We start from the raw sequence: 19918 nt of genomic DNA on the forward strand, positions 1-19918 counted from the left end.
CACTTTGCCGGCCATCGCCGCCCACTCGATCACGACGGGCGCGGATCGCGGACCGATCCCGTCCGCTATGGGGGCAAGGATGCGAGTCATGACCGATCAGAACTGGAACTCCCTGCTCCGAGAGCAGCTCACCTGGCACTGGACCACCCAGCTGCGTGAGCGTCTCGACGGGCTCACCGATGAGGAGTACTTCTGGGAGCCGGCGCCCGGCTGCTGGAACGTGCGCCCGCGCGGCACCGGCACCGCACCTGTGCAGGCCGGGTCCGGCGCGATGACCATCGACTTCGCGATGCCGGTGCCCGACCCGCCGCCGTTCACGACGATCGCCTGGCGGCTCGGGCACGTGATCGTCGGCGTGCTCGCGATGCGCAACGCCACCCACTTCGGCGCCGCGCCCACCGACTACCAGTCGTTCGAGTACGCCCCGACCGCGACCGAGGCGCTGGCCCGGCTCGACGCCGAGTACGCCGCGTGGCTCGCCGGGGTGGAATCCCTCGGCGAGGAGGGCCTCGCCCGCCCGTGCGGGGAAGGGGAAGGGCTGTACGCCGACCATCCTCTTGCGGCGCTCGTGCTGCACATCAACCGCGAACTGATCCACCACCTGGCCGAGGTGTGCCTGCTCCGCGACCTCTACCAGCACACTCACCGGCGGATCCGACAGGAGGCGAGCTGAGATGGCCCGCGAAGTCCAGATCACCTTCGACTGCGCCGACCCGGCCGGGTTGGCGGCCTTCTGGGCCGAGGCCCTCGGTTACCGGTTGCAGGACCCGCCGCCGGGTTTCGAGTCGTGGGAGCAGGCCCTGGACGCGCTGGGCGTGCCGCCCGAAAGGCGCAACGACCGCTCGGCGGTGGTCGACCCGGACGGATCGGGTCCGCGGTTGTTCTTCCAGCGGGTGCCGGAGGGCAAGCAGGCGAAGAACCGCGTCCACCTCGACGCGCGGGCCGCCCCCGGGCTCCAGGGCGACGCGCGGATGGCGGCCCTGGAGGCGGAGGCCGAGCGGCTCGTCTCGCACGGCGCCACCCGGCTCCGCCGTCACGAGCCCGCTCCTCCGCTCGACGGCGGCCACATCATCATGGCCGACCCGGAGGGCAACGAGTTCTGCCTGGACTGAGGTGACGGCCGCGCCTCGCCTGAGGTGCCGGGCTGCGCCTCGGCTGAGGCGTGGCCCGCCGTGACCGCCGGGCGCGCGTCCGGCGAACGGAAATTTCTGCGGCCGATGTAGAGAACCGTCCCGCGGCTCCGACCACCTTGCGAAAGCGGGCATCGTGCGAAGGAGACGGACATGCGAAAGATCATTCACTGGGTGCACGCGTCGATCGACGGGTACATCGACGGACCGCGGGGCGAGTTCGACTGGCCGGTGATGGGGGAGGAGATGTCGGCCTACTCGGAGATGCTGAGCGACCGGGCCGACACCTTCCTGTACGGACGCGGCGTGTGGGAGGGCATGGTGTACTTCTGGCCGAACGCCGAGTCGATGTCGGACCACCCGCACGTCGCCGTGTTCGCCCCTCGGTGGCGCGCCACTCCGAAGATCGTCTTCTCCACCGCGCTGAAGGACGACGAATGGGCCGCCCGGATCATCGGTGGTGATCTCTCCGCCGAGGTGGAGGAGCTCAAGCGGCAACCCGGCAAGGACCTCCTGCTGACCGGCGGCTCCAGCCTGGCGGCCGCCCTCACGGACCTGGGCCTGATCGACGAGTACCACATCGCGATCCACCCGGTCGTACTGGGCGGCGGCAAGCCGCTTTTCGCGCCCCGTCCGGGCCGCCTGACCCTGCGCCCCGTCGAGTGCCGCATGCTGGACTCCCAGGTGACCGTGACCCGATACGAGCGCGTCCAGGCATGACCTTCACGGTCGGCGCCGTCACCGAGGTGGCCCTGCGGCCGGCCAAGGGCGAGGGCCGCCCCGGCGCGTTCACCCCGGCCAGGCTCTTCGGCCCCGAGGTGGAGCTGACCGCCGGCGCCGAGTTCGTGGTATCCGAGGTACCCGATGGATGACCGCGAACGTCCGCCGTGCCGCCCCACATGCGCAGCCTCGCCGACCTGCGGCATGGGACGATCTCCGTCGTGAAGCCGAAGAAGGGCCGCCTCCGCGTCTCCCGCACCGCCGCCCACAGGGCGCCGCGATGAGCGCGCCCGGCCGAGATCGCCGTCCCGCCAGCACCGCCGCCGCCGCGGCCGGTGTCCAGATCCAGCGCCGCCGGCAGCAGCGCGGCATGAGCCAGGCCGAACTGGCCCGACGCACCGGGCTGAGCAAGGCGACCCTGTCGCAACTGGAGGCGGGCCTGGGCAACCCCACTCTCGACACCCTGGACGCCATCGCCGTCGCCCTCGCCATCCCGCTCACCGACCTGCTCATCCGCCACGGCGACCCCGGCACCGTGCACCTCGCCTCGACGGTCGCCGGCCGGGACGAGCCCACCCGCGAACTGCTGCGCCGGATCAGCGGCGGCCACAGCCTGGAGATCTGGCGGCTGCGTCTCCCGCCGGACACCGCCGTCGACGGCGTTCCCCACGCCCCCGGCACCATCGAGCATCTCCTGGTCGCCTCCGGCGGTCTTCTCGCAGGTCCGGCCGACGATCTGCGCCGCCTGGAGGTCGGCGACATGCTGGCCTTCGCCGGCGACGCCCCGCACTGCTATCGCACCGGCGACACATCCGCCGACGTCACCGTGGTCATCGCCTCCCCGGTCACCGGCTGAAAGACCGACCCGGACGCACCGACTTGGCCCTGTTCTCGCATAGCCACGGCGAACGGACATGTAGCGCAGGGTGAGGCTCGGGGCTGGAGCGGGCGCGAGCGTCGACGGCACCGCGATCGGCGGTGGCAGCGATTCAGCTTCGAGGTTCACTTATCGGACTTCCGGCGCGCCTGGTGACTCGGGCTTCGTCGAGCCATCCCTCGGTCACGCGCATGGCGCAGATGCCGCCCAGGGCCCGCAGGAGGGTGGGGCCGGTGACACGGGCGCCCAGGCTCCGCGATGACCCTGCCTCGGCTGGAAATCAGCATCCTCTCCGGAGATCGCCGCAGTTCAGAGGGAAAGTGTCAGCCGAAGAGAGAGGTGGCGATGTCAGCGTAGAAGAGGGCGGGGTCGCGCGAGAGGGAGGCCTTGACGTTGGCGGTGGGAGTGTCGGCGATCACTTCGAGTTCGCCCGCTTCCAGACCGTCCAGGGCCATGGTGACCACCTCGTGGGGTGGGAGTTTGGGGACGTCGTAGGCGGCCATCATGTCGGTGTCGGCTATGGCCAGGGCCAAGGCGGTGACCTGGGTCTTCTGGTCGGCCAGTTCAAGTCTGACGCCGTTGGTGAGCGACCATTCCGCCGCTTTCGAGGCGGCGTAGCCGTTGCTGGCGGGGGCGAAGGTGTACCAGCTCAGCGCCGAGATGACGTTGAGGATCGCGCCGCCGGCAAGTCTGGGGGCGAAGGCCCGGGTGACGTTGAGGGTGCCCCAGAAGTTGGTCTCGAACTCGCGGCGGACGTTTTCCGTGGAGGGGCCGAGCAGGGGGGCGTCTGTCGAGATGCCGGCGTTGTTGATGAGGATGTCGAGCTCGCCTACCTCGGTGGCCGCGGCTTCGATGGACGTCGGATCGGTGATGTCCAGCTGAAGGGGCACGACGCCGGGGATGTTGATGTGGCCGGGGCGGCGGGCGGTGGCGTAGACAGTAGTGGCGCCGCGGGCGAGGAGAGCCTCGGCGAACGCCTTGCCGAGTCCGCGATTGGCGCCGGTCACGAGGGCTTTTGTGCCGTTGATCTGCATGCCGCTACGCTACGACCTCACGTTGACGTCAGAGGCAAGTATTGTGAGGTGGATCACTGTGCGGATCGGGGACCTGGCGAGCATGACGCGCGTGAGTGTGCGGGCGCTCCGGTACTACGAGGAGCAGGGATTGCTGGCCTCGACGCGTAGTGAAAGCGGGCAGCGGCTCTATGAAAACGCGGCGGTCAGCCGCGTGCGGCTGATTCAGCAGTTGTACGGCGCGGGACTGTCCAGCAAGACGATCGCGGAGCTCCTGCCGTGCGTCGACGCCAAGGTGAGCACGCCGGAATCGCGGGAACGGCTGGCGGCGGAGCGGGACCGGATCAACACGCAGATCGCCGAGCTGATCATCGCCCGGGACAGGCTCAACGACATCATCGACGCGACGTCGAGGCCGAATCCGGAGTGCGACTACGTATGAGCGTGGGCCCGCGATCTTACCTGCGCTGGACCCCTAGCGGGGCTTGAGTCCGTCGACGACGACGTTCAGCATTCGGGTCAGCTGGGGGCGCTGCTCAGGTGCGCCGGCCACGGAGAGCAAACCGGCGAGGATGCCGCCTACCTCGACCGGGTCGATGTCGCTGCGCAGTTCTCCTGCTGTGGCGCCGGCCTCGAGCACCATCGCCAGGACCTGCTGGACCTCGTCGCAGACCGGTCCGGTGCCGAAGCGGCCGGAAGCGCTCATGGCGACCAAGGCCTCGCAGATGCCGCGTCGTTCACCGGCCCAGTCGGCGAATCGGAGCATCCACGCGTGGAGAGCCTGCGCGGGCGGCTTGGTGGCCAGCAGGGTGCGCGCATCTTCGCGCAAGGGCCGGATCTGGTCCCGGTAGACCTCTTCGACCAGATCCTCTCGGGTGGGGAAGTGCCGGTACAGGGTGGCGTTCCCCACTCCCGCGCGTTTGGCGATCGCGTCCAGCGAGATCGCGCGTCCGGACGCGAAGGCTTCGGCGGCCGTGGCGATCAGCTGCTCGCGGTTGCGCTGCGCGTCGGCGCGCAGGGTGCTGCGTGGAGGTGTCATGACCTTCGCGATCGTGAGTGTCGGATGAGGCTCGGGAACGATTCGGGGATGTCCCCGGTTCAGTGTACGGTGGGCCAATCGGGGAGTTCCCCGGTTACGGGTGGTCTCACCCATCGCTTCAGCACGAAAGGTTTACCATGCCTACAGCTCTCATCACGGGGGGGACGACCGGGATCGGCAGAGCGACGGCCGCGCTGCTGCACGCCTGCGGCTACCAGGTCGCGGTCACCGGACAGAATCCCGAGTCCCTCGCGCGGGCGCAGTCCGAGCTCCCCGGCGACGTGCTCGTCGTCCGATCCGACGGGCGCGTGCTCTCCGACACCGACGCCCTGATGTCGGCGGTGTCGGCGCGGTTCGGATCGCTGAACCTGCTCTTCCTCAACGCCGGGGTCTTCCGTCCGGCACCGGTTGCCGAGGTGACGGAGGAATCGTTCGACGAGCACGCCGACCTCAACTTCAAGGGCCAGTACTTCACCCTCCAAAAGGCCCTTCCCCTCATGACCGACGGCGGATCGATCGTGCTGACCGTCGGCATCGGATCTCGTCGCGGCACCCCTGGCGCCACGGTGGGAGCGGCGACACGCGGCGCGCTGCTGGCCATGCTGCCCTCGCTCGCGCTCGAACTGGCCCCGCGCAGGATTAGGGTCAACGCCGTGAGCCCCGGGGCCACCGACACCCCGCTGTTCGACAAGTTGGGGGTGCCCGAGAGCGGCAGGGACGCCATGCGCTCGAAGATCCCCTTCGAGCGCTTCGGATCCAGCCGGGAGGTCGCGGAAACGGTCGCCTTCCTCGCTTCGGACGCCGCCGGCTACATCACCGGCCAGGACATCACCGTGGCCGGCGGCTACGGGCTCGGCGCCTGAAACCCGGGCGAGTCGACCACCAATCCGCACCTCTCGAACGCCACGAACCCCACCTCACAGGAGAACACGATGGCACTCACTCTCGACACTTATCGGCTGCTGGGCCGTTCCGGACTCCGGGTCTCACCGCTGGCGCTGGGCACGGCGACCTTCGGCACCGAGTGGGGCTGGGGCGCCGAGCGCGACGAGGCGCGCAAGCTCTTCGACCGCTACACCGAGCTCGGCGGCAACTTCTTCGACACCGCCAGCACCTACACCAACGGCAGCTCCGAGCGACTGCTCGGCGAATTCGCCAGCACCAACCGCGACAAGATGGTGCTGGCGACGAAGTACTCGACGCTGCGTCAGCCCGGTGACCCGAATTCCGGGGGCACCCACCGCAAGAGCATGCTGGCGTCGGTGGAAGCCAGTCTGCGGCAGCTGAACACCGACTACATCGATCTGCTCTACGTGAACGTATGGGACTTCAGGACGCCGGTGGAGGAGATCCTGCGGGGCCTGGACGACCTGGTGAGGCAGGGCAAGGTGCTGTACGTGGGGATCTCCAGCGCCCCGGCCTGGCAGGTGTCGCGCATGCAGGCGATCGCCGACCTGCGCGGCTGGTCGCCACTGGTCGCGATGGAGACCGAGTACAGCCTGATCGAGCGCACCGCGGAGCGTGACCTGATCCCGATGGCACGCGAGATGGGACTCGGCATGGTCCCCTTCTCCCCGTTGGGCGGCGGGGTGCTCACCGGCAAGTACAGCCGGGAGGACCAGAACCAGGCGGGCTCCGTTGTCGGCGAAACCGCCGGCGACCGCAAGAGCCTCAACGTCGCCCTGGGATGGGTCACCGACCGCAACCTCGCCATTGCCGATGCGGTGAAGGAGGTGGCCTCGGAGCTGGGCCGCACACCCGCCCAGGTCGCACTGGCCTGGACCCTGAACGCCCCGGGCGTGACGGCGCCCATCATCGGCGCCCGCACCATCGCGCAGCTGGAGGACAACCTGGGTGCCCTGCAGGTCGACCTCACTCCTTCCCAGCTGACCCGCCTCGACGAGGTCAGCGCCATCGACCTCGGCAATCCGCACGACCTACTCGCCAGCGATCACATCCGCACGGTCACCACAGGCGACATGAAGATCGAAACCCTCGGCTGATTCGTTCATCAACGGCGACATCCCGATATACGACATGTTCTTGATGATGGAACGGAGCTACCGCGGTTATGGGTGAGTACAGCGACAAGAATGTGGTGATCACAGGTGGCAGCAGCGGCATGGGGCTCGCGCTGGCGGAGCTGCTGGTGCAAGGCGGAGCCCGCGTGGTGATCACCGGCCGTTCTCAGGCCAAGCTCGACGCGGCACGCGAGCGGCTCGGGGAGAATGCCGTGGCCGTCCGGACGGATGTGGCCTCACTGTCCGACCTGGATATGCTCGTCGGCCGGGTGAAGAGCGAGCTCGGCTCGATCGAGGCTCTGTTCGTCAACGCCGGCATCTCACCCCTCACGCCCCTCGAGTCCACGACCGAGGGCGTGTACGACGAGCTGTTCGCGATCAACGTCAAGGGCGCCTTCTTCACTGTGCAGAAGCTCGCCCCGCTGCTGAGCGCGAACGCCGGCATCGTCCTCACCACCTCGATCGCGAACGTCATCGGCATGGTGGACACCAGCGTCTATGCGGCCGGCAAGGCAGCGCTGCGCTCGATGGCCCGCACCTTCTCCCGCGAGCTGCTTCCGCGGGGAATCCGTGTCAATGCGATCAGCCCGGGTCCCATCGACTCGGGGATTCTGGAAACGATGAACTTGTCGAAAGAGGCCGCCGACCAGTTCAGGGCGGAGCGGACCGCGAGCAACCCCATGAAGCGCTACGGCACCGTCGAAGAGTTCGCCAAGGCGGCCGCATTCCTCGCCTTCGATGCCACGTACACCACCGGCATCGAGCTGGCCGTGGACGGCGGCGAAACCCAGCTCTGAGCTCGTCTGCCGTTCCGCCACGGGCGTGAGCCCGCTACCGCGGCGGTTTCAGGGGGCGCTGCAACACGTGGTCGTGTCTATGAGGCCGCGAGCAGTTCATGCAGGCTCGGCATCCAGCCCTCCTACGGGGACCGGCGCCGGGTGCCAGGCCTCAGGCGCGAGGAGCTCGCCGCACTGGCCGGGCTCAGCACGACGTACTACACCCGCTTGGAGCAAGGCGAGAACCATCAGGTCTCGGATGCGGTCCTGCACGCCATCGCACGGGCACTGAGACTGTCCCCGGACGAGCGCGCGCACCTCTACCGGCTGGCCCGGGCTCTCCCCGCACATGGCGAACGGCACCACCGCCATGACCCTCGACGTCGCCGAACGCCGGATCACCATGACCCGACCGCGTACCCCCGAGACCGCGACCCCCACCACCTTCGAGCAGTTTCTCACCGGCGCCATCACCTGCATCCCCACAACCCGCCACGACTGATGGCGACGGGTGCGGTCGTTATGGGTCGCAAGACGTTGCTGCCCGGCAGAATCGACCGGAGTTGTCGGATCCGGGCCATGTTGTTCGTAGCTGTGGTGAGAACAGGCCCACCGGGGCGCTGTCTCGACCAAGGGAGACGCGAACGATGCCGCACCTACAGGCCAAAATCCACCGCATGTTCGAGCTTGTCGAGCCGATCGCCACCGTCACGTTCTCCGAGGTGCCCAACGAGGAGTTTTCGGCCCTCGGCATGCGCAACTACTGGGACGGATACTTCGCCGGCCGGGCCGCGCCGCTGGGGCCGGCACCGGCCGAGGTGGTGCACGCGGTCTTCTACAACTTCGCCGACGGCGAGGTGGCGCGCCACATCCCGTGGGTGTGGGGGAAGATCACTCCGCAGGAGGCGATCGCCGTACGCGAGCGGGGCAGCACCACCGCCCTGCGGCAGAGGATCGGGGAGCTCGCCGACTCGCCCGGTCTGCTGCGGGTCGCCGACCTCGCCACCCGGGCAGCGGTCAGCGCGCCGGCCGAGGGCCGAGCGCTGTACGCCGGGCTCCGGGCGCTCGACGTGCCCGAGGAGCCGGTGGCCAGGCTCTGGCACGCGGCGACGCTGCTGCGGGAGCATCGCGGTGACGGCCACAACGCCGCCCTCCTCGCCCACGGCATCGGCGGCACCGAGTCCCACGTCCTCATGGCCCTTTCCCTCGGGATGAGGGCGGAGGAGTTCGGCCGCATCCACCACCTGCCCAAGGCACGACTGTCCGCTGTCGTCGACGGGCTGCGCGGCCGCGGCCTCGTGGACGCCGCCGGCGGGTTCACCCACGCCGGCCGGGAGATCAAGCAGCGCATCGAAGCCCTCACCGACGAGCTGGCGGCCCCGGCGTACGACGTGCTCAGCGCGGACGAGCTCGACGAGCTGGTCACGGGGCTCGAGCCGATCGCCGCCGCGGCACAAGCCGCCGACGACTGAACGGGCGCGTCAGGCGACGTCCACGATCTCCAGCGGGAGACCGAATCTGGGCTGAACATGGTGGAGAACTACAACGGCGTCAGCGACCACCTCAGGTTCGGCAAGCGCGGAGAGCTCGCCTCCAACCGGCGCGAAGGACAGGAACTGGGGATGTTGTGCCCGCACATTCACCAGTCGGCCGCGAACCGGCGCGGCCGTTCGGGCGCGACCGTGTACAAGGCGATCACCATGCACAGCGGGGTCAGCCCGGCGTTGCGTCCGAGCCCCGCGATCGTGAACGCCGACGCCACGACCACGGCCATCGCGCTCACGGGCAAGCGGCGCCGCAGCGTCAGCGGCAGGCCCGCGCCCAGGGCGAGCAGCACCAGCCACGCGTCAGGCTCGGGATAGGCGTAGGCGTCGGTCGGGTCGGCGGTCAGCACGCTACTCACCGCCACGGCGGTCACCGCCAGGCCGATCAGCAGATCGAGCAGCCGCTCCCGCCTGCCCGGGACGACCGCGCCGTGTTCATCGCCGTGCCGGGGCGGAGCCTCGAGCGCGGGCGACGGCGTGCGCAGCAGGCCGAGCATGCGGCGCAGATCCCCCAGCGCGGCCCGGGCGGCCTCCTCGATGGCCGACAACGCGGGCCCGGCCTGCTTGGGCCGCTCGCCGACCAGATGCCGGGCGACCCCCGACTGCACGGTGATCACCGACAACGTGTGAGAGACGATGTCCTGCAGGTCGCGGACGATCCGCAGCCGCTCTGCGAACACGGCCTGCTCCATCGCGGCGGCCCGGCTCCGCTCGGCTTCCAGCGCCTGCGTCATCGCCTCCTCCCCGCCCAGCCGCCACCGGCGGACGTAGAACCCCAGCGCCCAGGCCACGGCGAAGAACCCCGACTCCGGGCAGCGTGGCCAGGGAGAAGGTGTCCAGCGACCCGTGCGTCCTGCTCCTGCTCGCCGCCCTGGTCACGGTGCTGCTCTCCCTGCACCAGCCCACCGCTCTCCTCGGCGGCCTGGGCCGGCAAGAACTCGGGATCCCGGAAATGAGTAGGCCCTACTCATGAGAAATCCGCTCGTCACACCCACTCTGGATCACATGAAAGGAAGAGTCACCATGTCCTCCGCAATGTCTTTCGCAGCAGTCCGCCGTGCCAGTGTCCTGGTTGCCGCCGCATGTGTGGCGGCCGCCGCAGGCGGAATGACCACCGCCTCGGCCTCGGCCCAAACCGGCGTGGCCGGAGTGCAGGCATCGGCCGCCGGTCCCGCTCCGGACACCTGCCGCAGCGGCTACGTCTGGCGTGGCGCCCGCGCCATCGACCACGTGTGCGTCAGCCCGGCTGACCGTGACCGCACCGCCCGGGAGAACGCCACCGGTGTCTGGCACGACTGCAGCCAGGGGTTCGTCTGGCGGGAGGCCTACCCCGGCGACTACCGGTGCGTGGTGCCCGGCTCCCGGAGCGCCAACCGCGCCGACAACGCCAGCGCCCCCTACCGGCTCGCCTGGGTGATCATGACCCGCTGGCACCACGACGCCCCCAAGTCCAACTGCCAAGACGGTGTCGGCTGCTCCACCAACGAGAGCGACTACTACACCGCAGGCGTGCGCGGCTACTACCTGACCCCGGGCGCCCAGGTCACCATCCAGATCATCGACAAGAAGACCGGTGTACGGCTGTGGTCCGGCCGCGCCATCGCGCGGACCGGCGGCAAGGGACCGGAGGGCAGCTACGACCTCGACACCGGCAACCTGCTGTGCCAGGGCGGCACCTTCGCCACGCCGTACAACGCCTACGTCCAGGCACGCCAGAACAACGGCCCCTGGTCACCCCAGGTTCCCATCTCCTTCCACAAGTGCAGCCACCTCTGACATTTCGGCACGGCCAGGCGTCACACGACAAGCCTCAGCCTCATGTTGCGCTGGGCGAGGGTACGGCCGGGGCCCAGCAGGTCCTTGCGACGCTTCGCTGTCCTGTTGGAGCTCGGCAACCGGGTCGGCTTCGCGGTCGGCGAGGCGTTCCTGCTGCCCGCAACGCCACCACGCATAGCCAGCCAAGACGGTCTTCGCCCGCGCGGAGGCTCACCAGATCCCCCGCGAGAACCCTGTAACCGAGTCACGACCCCCGAGCCTGGAGAGTCTGCATGACTGGGAGCGAGAGGAACAGCGCCCTCATACCCGTACTGGTCGCCGTCATCGGCCTGGTCTCGGCCCTGGTGACCTCTCCGCTATGGGGCGAACCAGTATGCCGGGCAGCGGGGGTCTGCCGCGATGGCGGTGACCGCACCGGCTCGGCAGCCAAGCCCAAGAGCAGCCACGGCTCGACCGGCCGCACCAAAACCTCCAAGCAGCCATCCCAGCCGACCAACGGCGTGGCGGAGTGGAGCTGTCCCGGTGGACTGTTCTGCGCATGGGATGGCACTCAAGGAACGGGCAGCATGATCGTCCATAAGGACGCCACATGCGCTTTGCACGACATCGGGGGCGCCGGCGTCGGGGACCGGCTGACCTCCTATCAGAACCGGACCGGCACAAGCGTCGCACTCTTGAACTGGACGGGTACCGAATGGCAGACCCTGGTCACGGTTCCCGACGGTGAGAAAGGCGACATGCCACAGGGGACGGGCAATATGGCGGACGGAGTGCAGGTCTGCGGCTGACCAACCGTGCAGGGGCCCCGGCATCCGCCATGCCGCGCTCCGCCCTTCGCCATACCTCTGCCCGCCCAGCGCCTCGCGCACCTGCCCGGTCATCGCCAGCTACCTCGGCACGCTGGCCGCCGCCGACGTGTTCACCATGGGCAACGCCTTCGGCTGCTGGAGTCCATGCGAATCGACACCGTCCTGCTCGGCCCCTTCGGCATCCGTCCCTGACCAACACGCCCGACCGCCGACGAAGAGCCAGCAGTCGTGGTCCCACGAACACCACCCCCACACGCGACCAGGAAACGGCCGCGTGGGACACCGCTTCGTGGACTGCCGTCAACACCGGCACCGTCCGCCTCGCCAGCCGCGCCACACCAGCGACGAGTCCATCCAGCCTGCCCAGGCCCCGCCCAGCCTCCGGTACCCGGTAGTACTCACGGTGGGCTGGTGATCGACACGATCTAATTAGTTTCCCGGTCCCTGCCCGGGACGCCGCTCAGGCGGGAAAATAGGGGTGGGTTGCCCGCCGACGTCGGTTCGTCTATGGCGCGGGTGAGGCCGTTGATTAGTTTGATCGCTGGGAGCTGCTTCAGGGGCCGCGCAGTGTTGCCATGAGCACGAGGGTCCGCCTCTTCTGTCCCCCGCCGGCTCCCGCGGGTGACCCGCGGATGCCACCCATATCGATGGGAGGGGAGGAGGCGCCGTGCAAGAGGTCGACGAGCAGGACCTGCACGTGGAGCGGGCAGATGCTGCAGGCCTTGGTCGACGGTCAGCGCGATCAACCCTCCAAGATCATCCCAATGTGGGTTTTGGGCTTATGTGGGCTGACCCCCACACACTGATGATCAAGGAAAGATCATCCTGGCGGCTCGATGCCGGTGGGGCGTCAGCGAGACTGTGGGGGTGGAGTATGTGTCCAGAGTGCCGCGTCCGCCGCTGGACGGGTTGATCGACGACCTTTACTACCTGGAGGGTGCGCCGCCGTACGCCCGGCTGACGCTGCCGCCGATGCCGGGGGCCCTGCTCATCGTCAACCTCGGGGCGCCGTTCCGCATCCGCGCCGGCGCCGACATCGAGACGGCCGAGTACACCGACGGCTGCGTGGTCACCATGCCCACCCGCGCGTTGGAGTTCGGCTACCCAGCATGGACCCGGTCCGTCGGCGTGCACGTCAAGCCGTGGGGGCTGGCGCCGTTCCTGCCGATGCCCGCGGCCGAGCTGTGCGACCGGCCGGTGACGGTAGAGCAGGTCTGGGGCCGGCCCGCCACTGCCGAGCTGCGAGACCGGCTGGCCATGGCAGACGGACCGCACGAGATGCTGACGCTGCTGGAGCAGGAGCTGATGCGACGGCTGTGCGCGACCGCCGGTCTGGGGCTGGTCCGCCATACGAGCAGCGTCCTCGCGGCGACCAGCGGGGCGGTGGCGATCGGCGACCTGAGCGTGGCAGCCGGTGTCAGCAGCACTCATCTGGCACAGCGGTTCAAGAAGCTCATCGGCGTCACGCCGAAGCGACTGGCCCGCACCTACCGCTTCGCCGCCACCGTGCTCGCGATCAACCCCGCCGGGCCGATCGACTGGGGCGACCTCGCCGGTGGCGCAGGCTACTTCGACCAGGCCCACTTCGGCCACGACTTCCGGGCGTTCACCGGGCTCACACCGACCCGGTACATCGAGATCCGGCGGCGGTTCCTGCGCGAACATCCCGGCCACGTGCTGGACGGCTGGCCGCTGCCGGCCGATTGATTTCTTACAAGAGCGACAGCTCACTGACACGCTAATTTGGGGCACCCCAAAGCAGAGGAGAGCCCCGTGGGCAAGGTCGTCATGTACAGCTCGGTATCGGTGGACGGCTTCATCGCGGACGAGAATGACCAGCCCGGACCGCTGTTCGACTGGCTGTCCAGCGGTGACGTCCCGTTGGACGAGAGCGGCGAGCTGAAGGTGTCGCAGACGTCCTACGACTACACCCGGCCGTACTGGGACCAGATCGCAGTCACGATCGCCGGCCGCCACGTCTTCGACCTGACGGACGGCTGGGACGGCAAGCCTCCGGGCGGCATCGACCACGTGGTCGTCGTGACGCACCGGCCGCGCCCCGAGGGCTGGGACCCCGAGGCGCCGTTTCACTTCGTCGACGGCGTCGAGGCGGCCATGGCCAAGGCGCAGGAGCTCGCGGGCGACCGCATGGTCGAGGTCGCCGCCGGCGACGTCGGTGGCCAGGTGCTCGCCGCGGGCCTGATCGACGAGGTGCGCATGGACGTCGTACCCGTCGTGTTCGGGTCCGGCAAGCGCTACTTCGGGTCGGTCCACGCGCAGCACCTGCTGGAGGATCCTGACGTGGTGATCCAGGGCGTCCGGGTGCTGCACCTGCGCTATCAGGTGTGCCGTTGACCGATCTGACCGGGTACGCGAAGAAGCCCACTGCGAACGGTGACCCAACATCGCACCCCCGGCCGCGTTCGCGCATCGCTGCCCCTGATCGAGCAGCCGACACCGACCACGAGGTGCCGCTCCTGGATCGCCGACGTCCGTAGCCCTTCGCACGCCGGCAGGCCGCGTAGAGTCCTGGAGCATGACGAGCACCGGCACACCCGGCATGGCCGCTTGCCAGACCAAGGGAGGCCGGCCGGCCTTCGTGGTGAACGTCGAGGTCTTCCTCCAGCGTGACGGCCGCTGGCTGCTCATCAGGCGCGGCGCGCACGAAGCGCACGCTCCAGGGACCCTCGCCGGCGTCGGCGGCAAGGTCGAGGCCGAGGGCGCGGGGGAGGCCGTGCTGGAGCAGACCGCGCGCCGGGAGGTCGCCGAAGAGATCGGCGTCGACATGGCGGGAGCGCGGCTTCGCTACGTGGCGAGCGGCTTCTTCGTCACCGACGACGGCGATCCCGTGGTCAACGTGGTGTTCTCGGCTGTGCTGCCGCCCGGCGCCAGGCCGGTGGCCGCGTCGGCCGAGGAGGTGGCGGGCTTGGTATGGCTCACCCTCGCCGAGGCCGAGGCCGACCGGGACTGCCCGCCATGGGTGCTGCGCAACCTCCGCCTCGCGGCCTCGTGATCGCTCCGACGTGAGGGCCCGGCCGGGCTCACGCTCGTCCAGAGGGTCCGGAGCTGTTGGTGTGTGGCCAGGCGTTCGCGAGAGTGAAATCGGGATCCGGTCGGTGGTGTCCGAGCCCGCCGAGTGCGCCGTGCTGAGTCCGGAATGCGAGGACGACCTGAGGACTACCTGCGGGCGCGGATCCCGAACCGATGAGGTTCCCGCGCCGCGCCCGTCTATACGTGTGAGACCGACTCACGAGAGGCTGGCACGATGCGGAAACTATTCTTCGGTATGAACGTGACCCTGGACGGCTACATCGCCGCGACCGGCGACGACATCGGCTGGGGTGGGGAGGAGGGACCGGACTCATCGCCGAGCGCCGAGCTGTTCCAGTGGTGGTACGACCAGATGCGGGCGAGCGATCTGTCGCTGTACGGGCGCAAGCTGTGGAAAATGATGAGCTCCCACTGGCCGACCGCAGACCAGCAGCCCGGCGCCACAGCGGCGGAGATCGAGTTCGCGCGCCTCTGGCGGGACATGCCGAAGGTGGTGTTCTCCTCGACGATCGACAAGGTCGACTGGAACACCCGCCTGGTCACCGGCGACGCGGTCGCCGAGATCGCCCGGCTCAGGGCCGAGGACGGCGGTCCGATGGACATCGGCGGCGCGACGCTCGCCGGGGCGGCCATGCGGGCCGGGCTGATCGACGAGTACGCGCTGGTCACCGTGCCGGTCCTGGTGGGCGGCGGCACGCCGTTCTTCACCGCGCTGGACAGCTGGGTGAACCTGAACCTGGTGGAGACGCGGACGTTTCCCGGCGGCGTGGTGCTGACCCGATACGAGACGAGGCGATGAGCACGGGCCGGATGCTCTGCTCGTGAGGCCAGGTCCTGGGCCCGAGAGGCCAGGCCGACATCCTTCCTGGCGTGCTCACCGTGACCCTCGGCTATGGAGGGAACCATTTCGGTGACGGCGGCCCGCGCGCTGGACTCGTCGACGACGGAGACTCGTCTGATCACAGTGTCGGGGGCAGCCCCAGCCATGGTTTGCCGGCGGCGTCGAATCCGGTGAGCTCGGCGATCTTCCCGTCGGCGATGTGCAAGGCCGCGATGGCAAATAGCCGGTACTCCGGGTCGTCGGGGGTGCGGAGGTACAGCACGGCGGCAGGCATGCGGTTGACCGTCGTGGTGATACAGCGCCAGTCGTCGTGGCCGCGCTGGAAGAGCCCACCGGAGACCCAGCCGTCCACCGCGTCCTTGGCCGTGACGATCAAGGTGCCCGGCTCGGGCAGCATCGCGAAGCGCAGGTCGTCGCGTAGCAGGGACATCAGCCCGTCGAGGTCGTTGCGCTCATGGGCGTCCATATACGACTTCACCACGCCGCGCTCGTCATCCGACAGTTCGCGCGTGGCAGGGCTCCGCCAGTCGAGGCGGCGGGCGGGCAGCTGCTCGCGCATCGTCACGCGCGCCCGCTGCAGTGCGCTGGTCACCGACGCGACGGTCAGCTCGAGGGCGTCGGCGGCCTTCGCCGCCGGCCAGCCGAGAACGTCGCGCAAGATGAGCACCGCCCGCTGCCGCGGCGGCAGGTGCTGGACCGCGACGATGAACGCCAGCTCGATCGTCTCCCGCGCCACCACCGACTCCTGCGGGTCCTCCGGGAGCATCCGGTCCGGGTAGGGCTGCAGGTAGCGCACTTCCGAGCCCGCGCCCGGCAGCTCGGCGGGCACGGGTGTGCGGTCGTTGCGCTTCTCCAGGAAGTCGAGGCAGGCGTTCGTCGCGATCCGGTACAGCCAGGTCCGCGGCGCGGCGTGGCCCTTGAACGTCTCCCGCTTGTTCCAGGCCCGCAGGAACGTCTCCTGCGTCATGTCCTGGGCGTCCTCGTAGTTCGCGAGCATCCGGTAGCAGTGCACCTGCAGCTCACGCCGGTAGCGCTCGGTGATGAGCGCGAACTGTGCTGAGTCATGTGAGCGGGCCGCCGCGATGAACGCGGCCTCGTCGTCGCCTGGCAGTCTGGCGTCGGTCATGGTCGTCAATCCTTCCGCAGGTGGCGAGGGGCTACCAGAACTGACGACGCGGCAGAGGATTTCTGAGCGGTGCAGCCGCTGACACCGGCCGTTCGTCATGCCGGCTGGGTCGGGTCGATCCAGAGGACGTGTTGAGGTCGGGCACACCGTCGATGCCGAAGACAGGGTGCCCGTAGTACGGGGAAAGGTCGGGCGGATCTGGCTGTTCCGGCTGACCGCCCGGTGCAGCGACCGATCCGGGCCGGCCCCGCCGGCCGCCTGCGTGGTGTTCCAACTCACGGGCAAAGGTGTTCGACAAGCTGTAGTTCCGCACGCTGTAGGGGCTGTACTGAAGTTTTCACGACTGTCGTGGGGGTTCCCTCCTGGACTGTCCGGTGATGTTGACGCATAGGGGAGCGCGTGAAATAAGGACTGCAGATATGGCCGAGCTCCGTGAGGAAACGCCGCTGTCCTGAGCGGCGATCATCGCCATCGCGCATGCTCGGCAGGTGGTAGGCCTTTACCGAGGGGACATGATGCGTCGACTTCGCACGGCTGTTGCACTTGCCGGCATCGCCACCGGACTGCTGGTGGGCACGGGGACGCCGGCTCTGGCCGCCGCGCCCGCGGGTTCCTCCGCCGTCACCAAGGCCGCAGCCGCAGGCTGGTGGCGGTTCGGTGTGTATTACACCTATGAGGCCTGCCAGTATTACGGCAACAGCCTGACCCAGAGCCCTCAGTTCTCGTCGTACTACTGCAGTCAGTCGGTGTGGGACACCGTCGACCAGAGGTATTACTGGGGCCTGTGGGTCTACCAGGTCTCCTAGTACTGCAACGGCACTCGGGTAATGGGACGGCCGCGTCTTCAGTAGTGAGCGCGTCACGCTCGGGCTTGTGCCGCAACTGGCGAGACTGCTGCCCCGTGCCGACTCCTCTGAGCCGGTACGGGGCAGAAAGCAAGGCCCCGCTGCCGACCAGGCTGCACCAGCCTCGGCGGACGGCGACTCTGGTGGTGGTGACCAGCCCGCAACAAGATCAATCCCACGGAGATCCAGACGCGGCGCGGTGCGAAGGGAGATCTGACGGACAGCCTTCTCCCGTGGAGAGCCGATCAGCGAGTCAGGCCTGTGTCGCGTTCAACGAGGTAGACGTTCATCAGTCCAGGCAGAACTCGTTGCCCTCGATGTCCTGCATCACGAGGCACGACTCGTTTTCTTCATCGGCGGGCAGGAGTCGCACGCGTTTCGCGCCGAGAGGGATCAATCGTGCGCATTCGGCCTCGAGGGTTGCCAGGCGCTCTGCACCGACGAGTCCGGTGACGACCCGCACGTCAAGGTGCAGCCGATTCTTGGTGACCTTGCCCTCGGGAACGCGCTGGAAGTACAGCCGCGGACCGATACCCGAGGGGTCGCTGCATGCGAACCATGAGTCCCGCTGCTCGGGCGGCAGCGTGCGATTGAAGTCGTCCCAACTGGCGAACCCCTCAGGCGGTGCCGGCGCGACATACCCCAACACCTCGCACCAGAAGCGACCGACACGCTCAGGAGAGGCGCAATCAAAGGTGACTTGAATCTGCCTAACGGATGCCATGGGAAAATCCTCCCATAGAACACGTTACATACCGTAATCGCCCACCATGCGCCCCGGTCAGAGTGGCGAAGTCCTGAAACGGCCTCGGGGAGCATCGGTACAGCTCCCGCGTGAGTGGCAGTGCGTGGCGTCAACGTGCGAACTTCTCGATAGCCGCAGGGGTGACGGGGGTGAAGAAGTTGACGAGGTTGCCGTCAGGGTCGCGGAACAGCAGCGACCGGTTGCCCCAGGGCATGGTGGTGGGTTCGGTGACGAGGTCGGTGAGGAGGCCGATCAGGTTCTGGTGAACGCGGTCCACGTCGTCGACGAGGAACTCGGTGATCACGCTGTGGTTGTCCGCCGGGCGGGCGGAGCCCGGGGCGAACAGCGGGACGGTGCGGGTGCCGGCGATCGCGAGGGTGGCGCCGGGGGTGTTGAGTTCGGCGAAGTCTTCGGTGGCCCACATCGCCCGCACCCCTGTGGCTCGCTCGTAGAACTCGACGAGGCGCGCGACGTCGCTGGTGATGATGCGGATCGAGACAAAGTCCATAGGGATCTCCTTGGCTGTGCTGGAGGCGTGCACGTCGCAGGCTAGGAGAAATAGTGGACAGAATCGGTCCAGTATTCGCGTTAAGTTGTGCACATGCCTCGACCCACTGGCCGCGTGCTGACACTCCTGGAGCTGCTGCAGTCGGGCGGCACCCGGACGGTGGCCGAACTCGCCGACCGGCTCGGCGTCGAAGGGCGCACCGTGCGGCGGTATGTGGGTCAGCTGATCGACCTGGACGTGCCCGTGGAATCGGTGCGCGGTCGCTACGGCGGGTACCGGCTCGCCCCCGGGTACCGCTTGCCTCCGCTCATGCTCAGCGACGACGAGGCGCTGGCCGTGCTGCTCGGCCTGGTCGCCGGCCGCCGAGCAGGGTTGACGACGACGGAGCACACGGCAAGCGAGACGGCATCGGCGAAGATCCGGCGGGTGCTGCCCAAGCACATCGCCCGTCGGCTCGACACACTCCTGGAGGCTCTCGCCTTCACGGATCAGCCCGGGGAGTTCGACACCCCGGACGCCGAGCTCCTGCTCACCATCGCCGATGCGGTGCGCCACCGCCGACCGGTTTCGATCCGCTACACCGACCGCGACGGTCGGCGCAGCGAACGCACGCTGCACGCCTACGGGATCGTCGCCCATTCAAGCCGGTGGTACGTCACGGGCAAGGACGCCCAGATCGGCGAGGACCGAACCTTCCGGCTCGATCGCATCGCAGACGCGAGGGCCCTGCCCGGCTCATTCGAAACGCCTGTGGGCCCGGGTCCGGCGCAGCGCGTGTTGTCAGGGTTCGCCACGGCTGAGTACCAGCATGAGGTGACCTTGCGGATCCATGGGACAGTCGAGCAGATCCGCGTCCACCTTCCCGCCAGCGTCGCGAGCCTGGAGGAGCACGCGGCCGCGGCAGGCGAAGACCGGGCGACCGAGCGCTGGCTGCGCGTCGAGCTACGGGCGGAGCGGCTCGACTGGCTGCCTTCGGTACTCGCCTCGCTCAACCGGCCGTTCGTCATCGAGCGCCCCGATGAACTGCGCGACCACATCATCGCGCTCGCCGATCGCCTCGCGTCCTACGCCCGCCAAGCCTGACAGCGAGGAACCAA

The 19918-nt window shown here is 68.7% G+C and carries 26 protein-coding genes and 2 pseudogenes; 22 read left to right on the plus strand and 6 right to left on the minus strand.

Translation table 11 applies throughout. From position 1 onward, the window contains the following. Positions 1-88: 88 nt before the first annotated feature. The 5 genes from ACZ6QO_RS13120 to ACZ6QO_RS13140 all read left to right on the plus strand — a co-directional run bounded on the left by ACZ6QO_RS13120 (position 89) and on the right by ACZ6QO_RS13140 (position 2706). Positions 89-673: a DinB family protein gene (locus ACZ6QO_RS13120; RefSeq protein ID WP_465850394.1), complete on the plus strand. Its 585-nt coding sequence runs from the start codon at positions 89-91 to the stop codon at positions 671-673. A gap of 1 nt (position 674) precedes the next feature. Then, positions 675-1112, plus strand: a complete 438-nt coding sequence (locus ACZ6QO_RS13125) for a VOC family protein (protein ID WP_465850396.1) — start codon at positions 675-677, stop codon at positions 1110-1112. A gap of 171 nt (positions 1113-1283) precedes the next feature. After that, on the plus strand, positions 1284-1850 hold the full coding sequence (locus ACZ6QO_RS13130; RefSeq protein WP_465850397.1) for a dihydrofolate reductase family protein: 567 nt from the start codon (positions 1284-1286) through the stop codon (positions 1848-1850). Further along, on the plus strand, positions 1847-2002 hold the full coding sequence (locus ACZ6QO_RS13135) for a hypothetical protein (RefSeq protein ID WP_465850399.1): 156 nt from the start codon (positions 1847-1849) through the stop codon (positions 2000-2002). The genes ACZ6QO_RS13130 and ACZ6QO_RS13135 overlap by 4 nt, the downstream gene beginning before the upstream one ends. Before the next feature lie 128 nt (positions 2003-2130). Beyond that, positions 2131-2706: a helix-turn-helix domain-containing protein gene (locus ACZ6QO_RS13140; RefSeq protein WP_465850400.1), complete on the plus strand. Its 576-nt coding sequence runs from the start codon at positions 2131-2133 to the stop codon at positions 2704-2706. A 344-nt stretch (positions 2707-3050) separates the two neighbouring features. Here the strand turns inward: ACZ6QO_RS13140 and ACZ6QO_RS13145 are convergent, their stop codons facing one another. Beyond that, positions 3051-3761 (minus strand): SDR family oxidoreductase, encoded by a 711-nt coding sequence (locus ACZ6QO_RS13145; protein WP_465850402.1) that lies wholly within the window; start codon positions 3759-3761, stop codon positions 3051-3053. A 58-nt stretch (positions 3762-3819) separates the two neighbouring features. Here ACZ6QO_RS13145 and ACZ6QO_RS13150 point away from each other — a divergent pair, with 58 nt between their 5' ends. Next, entirely contained in the window at positions 3820-4182 is a 363-nt protein-coding gene (locus ACZ6QO_RS13150) for a MerR family transcriptional regulator (protein WP_465850403.1), read from the plus strand. A 33-nt stretch (positions 4183-4215) separates the two neighbouring features. On the opposite strand, the gene ACZ6QO_RS13155 is transcribed toward ACZ6QO_RS13150, so the two are convergent. Beyond that, positions 4216-4779: a TetR/AcrR family transcriptional regulator gene (locus ACZ6QO_RS13155; protein ID WP_465850405.1), complete on the minus strand. Its 564-nt coding sequence runs from the start codon at positions 4777-4779 to the stop codon at positions 4216-4218. Between the two features lie 137 nt (positions 4780-4916). Here ACZ6QO_RS13155 and ACZ6QO_RS13160 point away from each other — a divergent pair, with 137 nt between their 5' ends. The 7 genes and pseudogenes from ACZ6QO_RS13160 to ACZ6QO_RS13190 form a co-directional block, all read left to right on the plus strand. Beyond that, positions 4917-5642 (plus strand): SDR family oxidoreductase, encoded by a 726-nt coding sequence (locus ACZ6QO_RS13160; RefSeq protein WP_465850407.1) that lies wholly within the window; start codon positions 4917-4919, stop codon positions 5640-5642. A 69-nt stretch (positions 5643-5711) separates the two neighbouring features. Beyond that, positions 5712-6782 (plus strand): aldo/keto reductase, encoded by a 1071-nt coding sequence (locus tag ACZ6QO_RS13165; RefSeq protein WP_465850408.1) that lies wholly within the window; start codon positions 5712-5714, stop codon positions 6780-6782. Between the two features lie 68 nt (positions 6783-6850). Then, positions 6851-7597 (plus strand): SDR family oxidoreductase, encoded by a 747-nt coding sequence (locus tag ACZ6QO_RS13170; protein ID WP_465850410.1) that lies wholly within the window; start codon positions 6851-6853, stop codon positions 7595-7597. A gap of 141 nt (positions 7598-7738) precedes the next feature. Beyond that, positions 7739-7885, plus strand: a pseudogene (locus ACZ6QO_RS13175) (helix-turn-helix domain-containing protein); the annotation flags it as partial. Positions 7886-7925: 40 nt separating this feature from the next. Further along, complete coding sequence (locus ACZ6QO_RS13180; protein ID WP_465850412.1) at positions 7926-8078, plus strand: hypothetical protein; 153 nt, start codon at positions 7926-7928, stop codon at positions 8076-8078. A 175-nt stretch (positions 8079-8253) separates the two neighbouring features. Continuing rightward, entirely contained in the window at positions 8254-9048 is a 795-nt protein-coding gene (locus tag ACZ6QO_RS13185) for a MarR family winged helix-turn-helix transcriptional regulator (protein ID WP_465850413.1), read from the plus strand. A gap of 57 nt (positions 9049-9105) precedes the next feature. Beyond that, a pseudogene (locus ACZ6QO_RS13190) lies at positions 9106-9162 on the plus strand (hypothetical protein); the annotation flags it as partial. A gap of 53 nt (positions 9163-9215) precedes the next feature. On the opposite strand, the gene ACZ6QO_RS13195 reads toward ACZ6QO_RS13190, so the two are convergent. Then, complete coding sequence (locus ACZ6QO_RS13195; RefSeq protein WP_465850415.1) at positions 9216-9911, minus strand: sensor histidine kinase; 696 nt, start codon at positions 9909-9911, stop codon at positions 9216-9218. 26 nt (positions 9912-9937) lie between these two features. Here ACZ6QO_RS13195 and ACZ6QO_RS13200 point away from each other — a divergent pair, with 26 nt between their 5' ends. The 7 genes from ACZ6QO_RS13200 to ACZ6QO_RS13230 all read left to right on the plus strand — a co-directional run bounded on the left by ACZ6QO_RS13200 (position 9938) and on the right by ACZ6QO_RS13230 (position 15555). Continuing rightward, positions 9938-10093 carry a hypothetical protein gene (locus ACZ6QO_RS13200; protein ID WP_465850416.1) on the plus strand — a complete coding sequence of 52 codons (156 nt, stop codon included), beginning with the start codon at positions 9938-9940 and terminating at the stop codon, positions 10091-10093. A 134-nt stretch (positions 10094-10227) separates the two neighbouring features. Further along, complete coding sequence (locus ACZ6QO_RS13205; protein ID WP_465850418.1) at positions 10228-10896, plus strand: hypothetical protein; 669 nt, start codon at positions 10228-10230, stop codon at positions 10894-10896. A 272-nt stretch (positions 10897-11168) separates the two neighbouring features. Further along, complete coding sequence (locus ACZ6QO_RS13210) at positions 11169-11684, plus strand: peptidase inhibitor family I36 protein (protein ID WP_465850420.1); 516 nt, start codon at positions 11169-11171, stop codon at positions 11682-11684. 888 nt (positions 11685-12572) lie between these two features. Then, entirely contained in the window at positions 12573-13412 is an 840-nt protein-coding gene (locus tag ACZ6QO_RS13215; protein WP_465850422.1) for a helix-turn-helix domain-containing protein, read from the plus strand. Between the two features lie 66 nt (positions 13413-13478). Beyond that, positions 13479-14060, plus strand: coding sequence for a dihydrofolate reductase family protein (locus ACZ6QO_RS13220; protein WP_465850423.1), 582 nt, complete (start codon positions 13479-13481; stop codon positions 14058-14060). A 181-nt stretch (positions 14061-14241) separates the two neighbouring features. Then, the gene (locus ACZ6QO_RS13225; RefSeq protein ID WP_465850425.1) at positions 14242-14718 is read left to right on the plus strand and encodes an NUDIX hydrolase; all 477 of its coding nucleotides are present in this window, start codon (positions 14242-14244) and stop codon (positions 14716-14718) included. 252 nt (positions 14719-14970) lie between these two features. Then, complete coding sequence (locus ACZ6QO_RS13230) at positions 14971-15555, plus strand: dihydrofolate reductase family protein (protein WP_465850427.1); 585 nt, start codon at positions 14971-14973, stop codon at positions 15553-15555. Between the two features lie 160 nt (positions 15556-15715). Here ACZ6QO_RS13230 and ACZ6QO_RS13235 read toward each other — a convergent pair whose 3' ends face one another. Continuing rightward, a complete protein-coding gene (locus tag ACZ6QO_RS13235; RefSeq protein ID WP_465850429.1) occupies positions 15716-16723 on the minus strand; it encodes an RNA polymerase subunit sigma-70 in 1008 nt (335 codons plus the stop codon). A gap of 512 nt (positions 16724-17235) precedes the next feature. Here ACZ6QO_RS13235 and ACZ6QO_RS13240 point away from each other — a divergent pair. Beyond that, positions 17236-17529, plus strand: coding sequence for a hypothetical protein (locus tag ACZ6QO_RS13240; RefSeq protein WP_465850430.1), 294 nt, complete (start codon positions 17236-17238; stop codon positions 17527-17529). A 328-nt stretch (positions 17530-17857) separates the two neighbouring features. Here the strand turns inward: ACZ6QO_RS13240 and ACZ6QO_RS13245 are convergent, their stop codons facing one another. Both ACZ6QO_RS13245 and ACZ6QO_RS13250 read right to left on the minus strand, forming a co-directional pair. Next, complete coding sequence (locus tag ACZ6QO_RS13245; protein ID WP_465850432.1) at positions 17858-18292, minus strand: VOC family protein; 435 nt, start codon at positions 18290-18292, stop codon at positions 17858-17860. Positions 18293-18422: 130 nt separating this feature from the next. Continuing rightward, complete coding sequence (locus ACZ6QO_RS13250) at positions 18423-18821, minus strand: VOC family protein (protein WP_465850433.1); 399 nt, start codon at positions 18819-18821, stop codon at positions 18423-18425. Between the two features lie 93 nt (positions 18822-18914). Between ACZ6QO_RS13250 and ACZ6QO_RS13255 the strand changes: the two genes are divergently transcribed. Then, positions 18915-19904 (plus strand): helix-turn-helix transcriptional regulator, encoded by a 990-nt coding sequence (locus tag ACZ6QO_RS13255; RefSeq protein WP_465850435.1) that lies wholly within the window; start codon positions 18915-18917, stop codon positions 19902-19904. Positions 19905-19918: the final 14 nt, after the last annotated feature.

The organism is Sphaerisporangium sp. NPDC049457 (assembly GCF_055586705.1).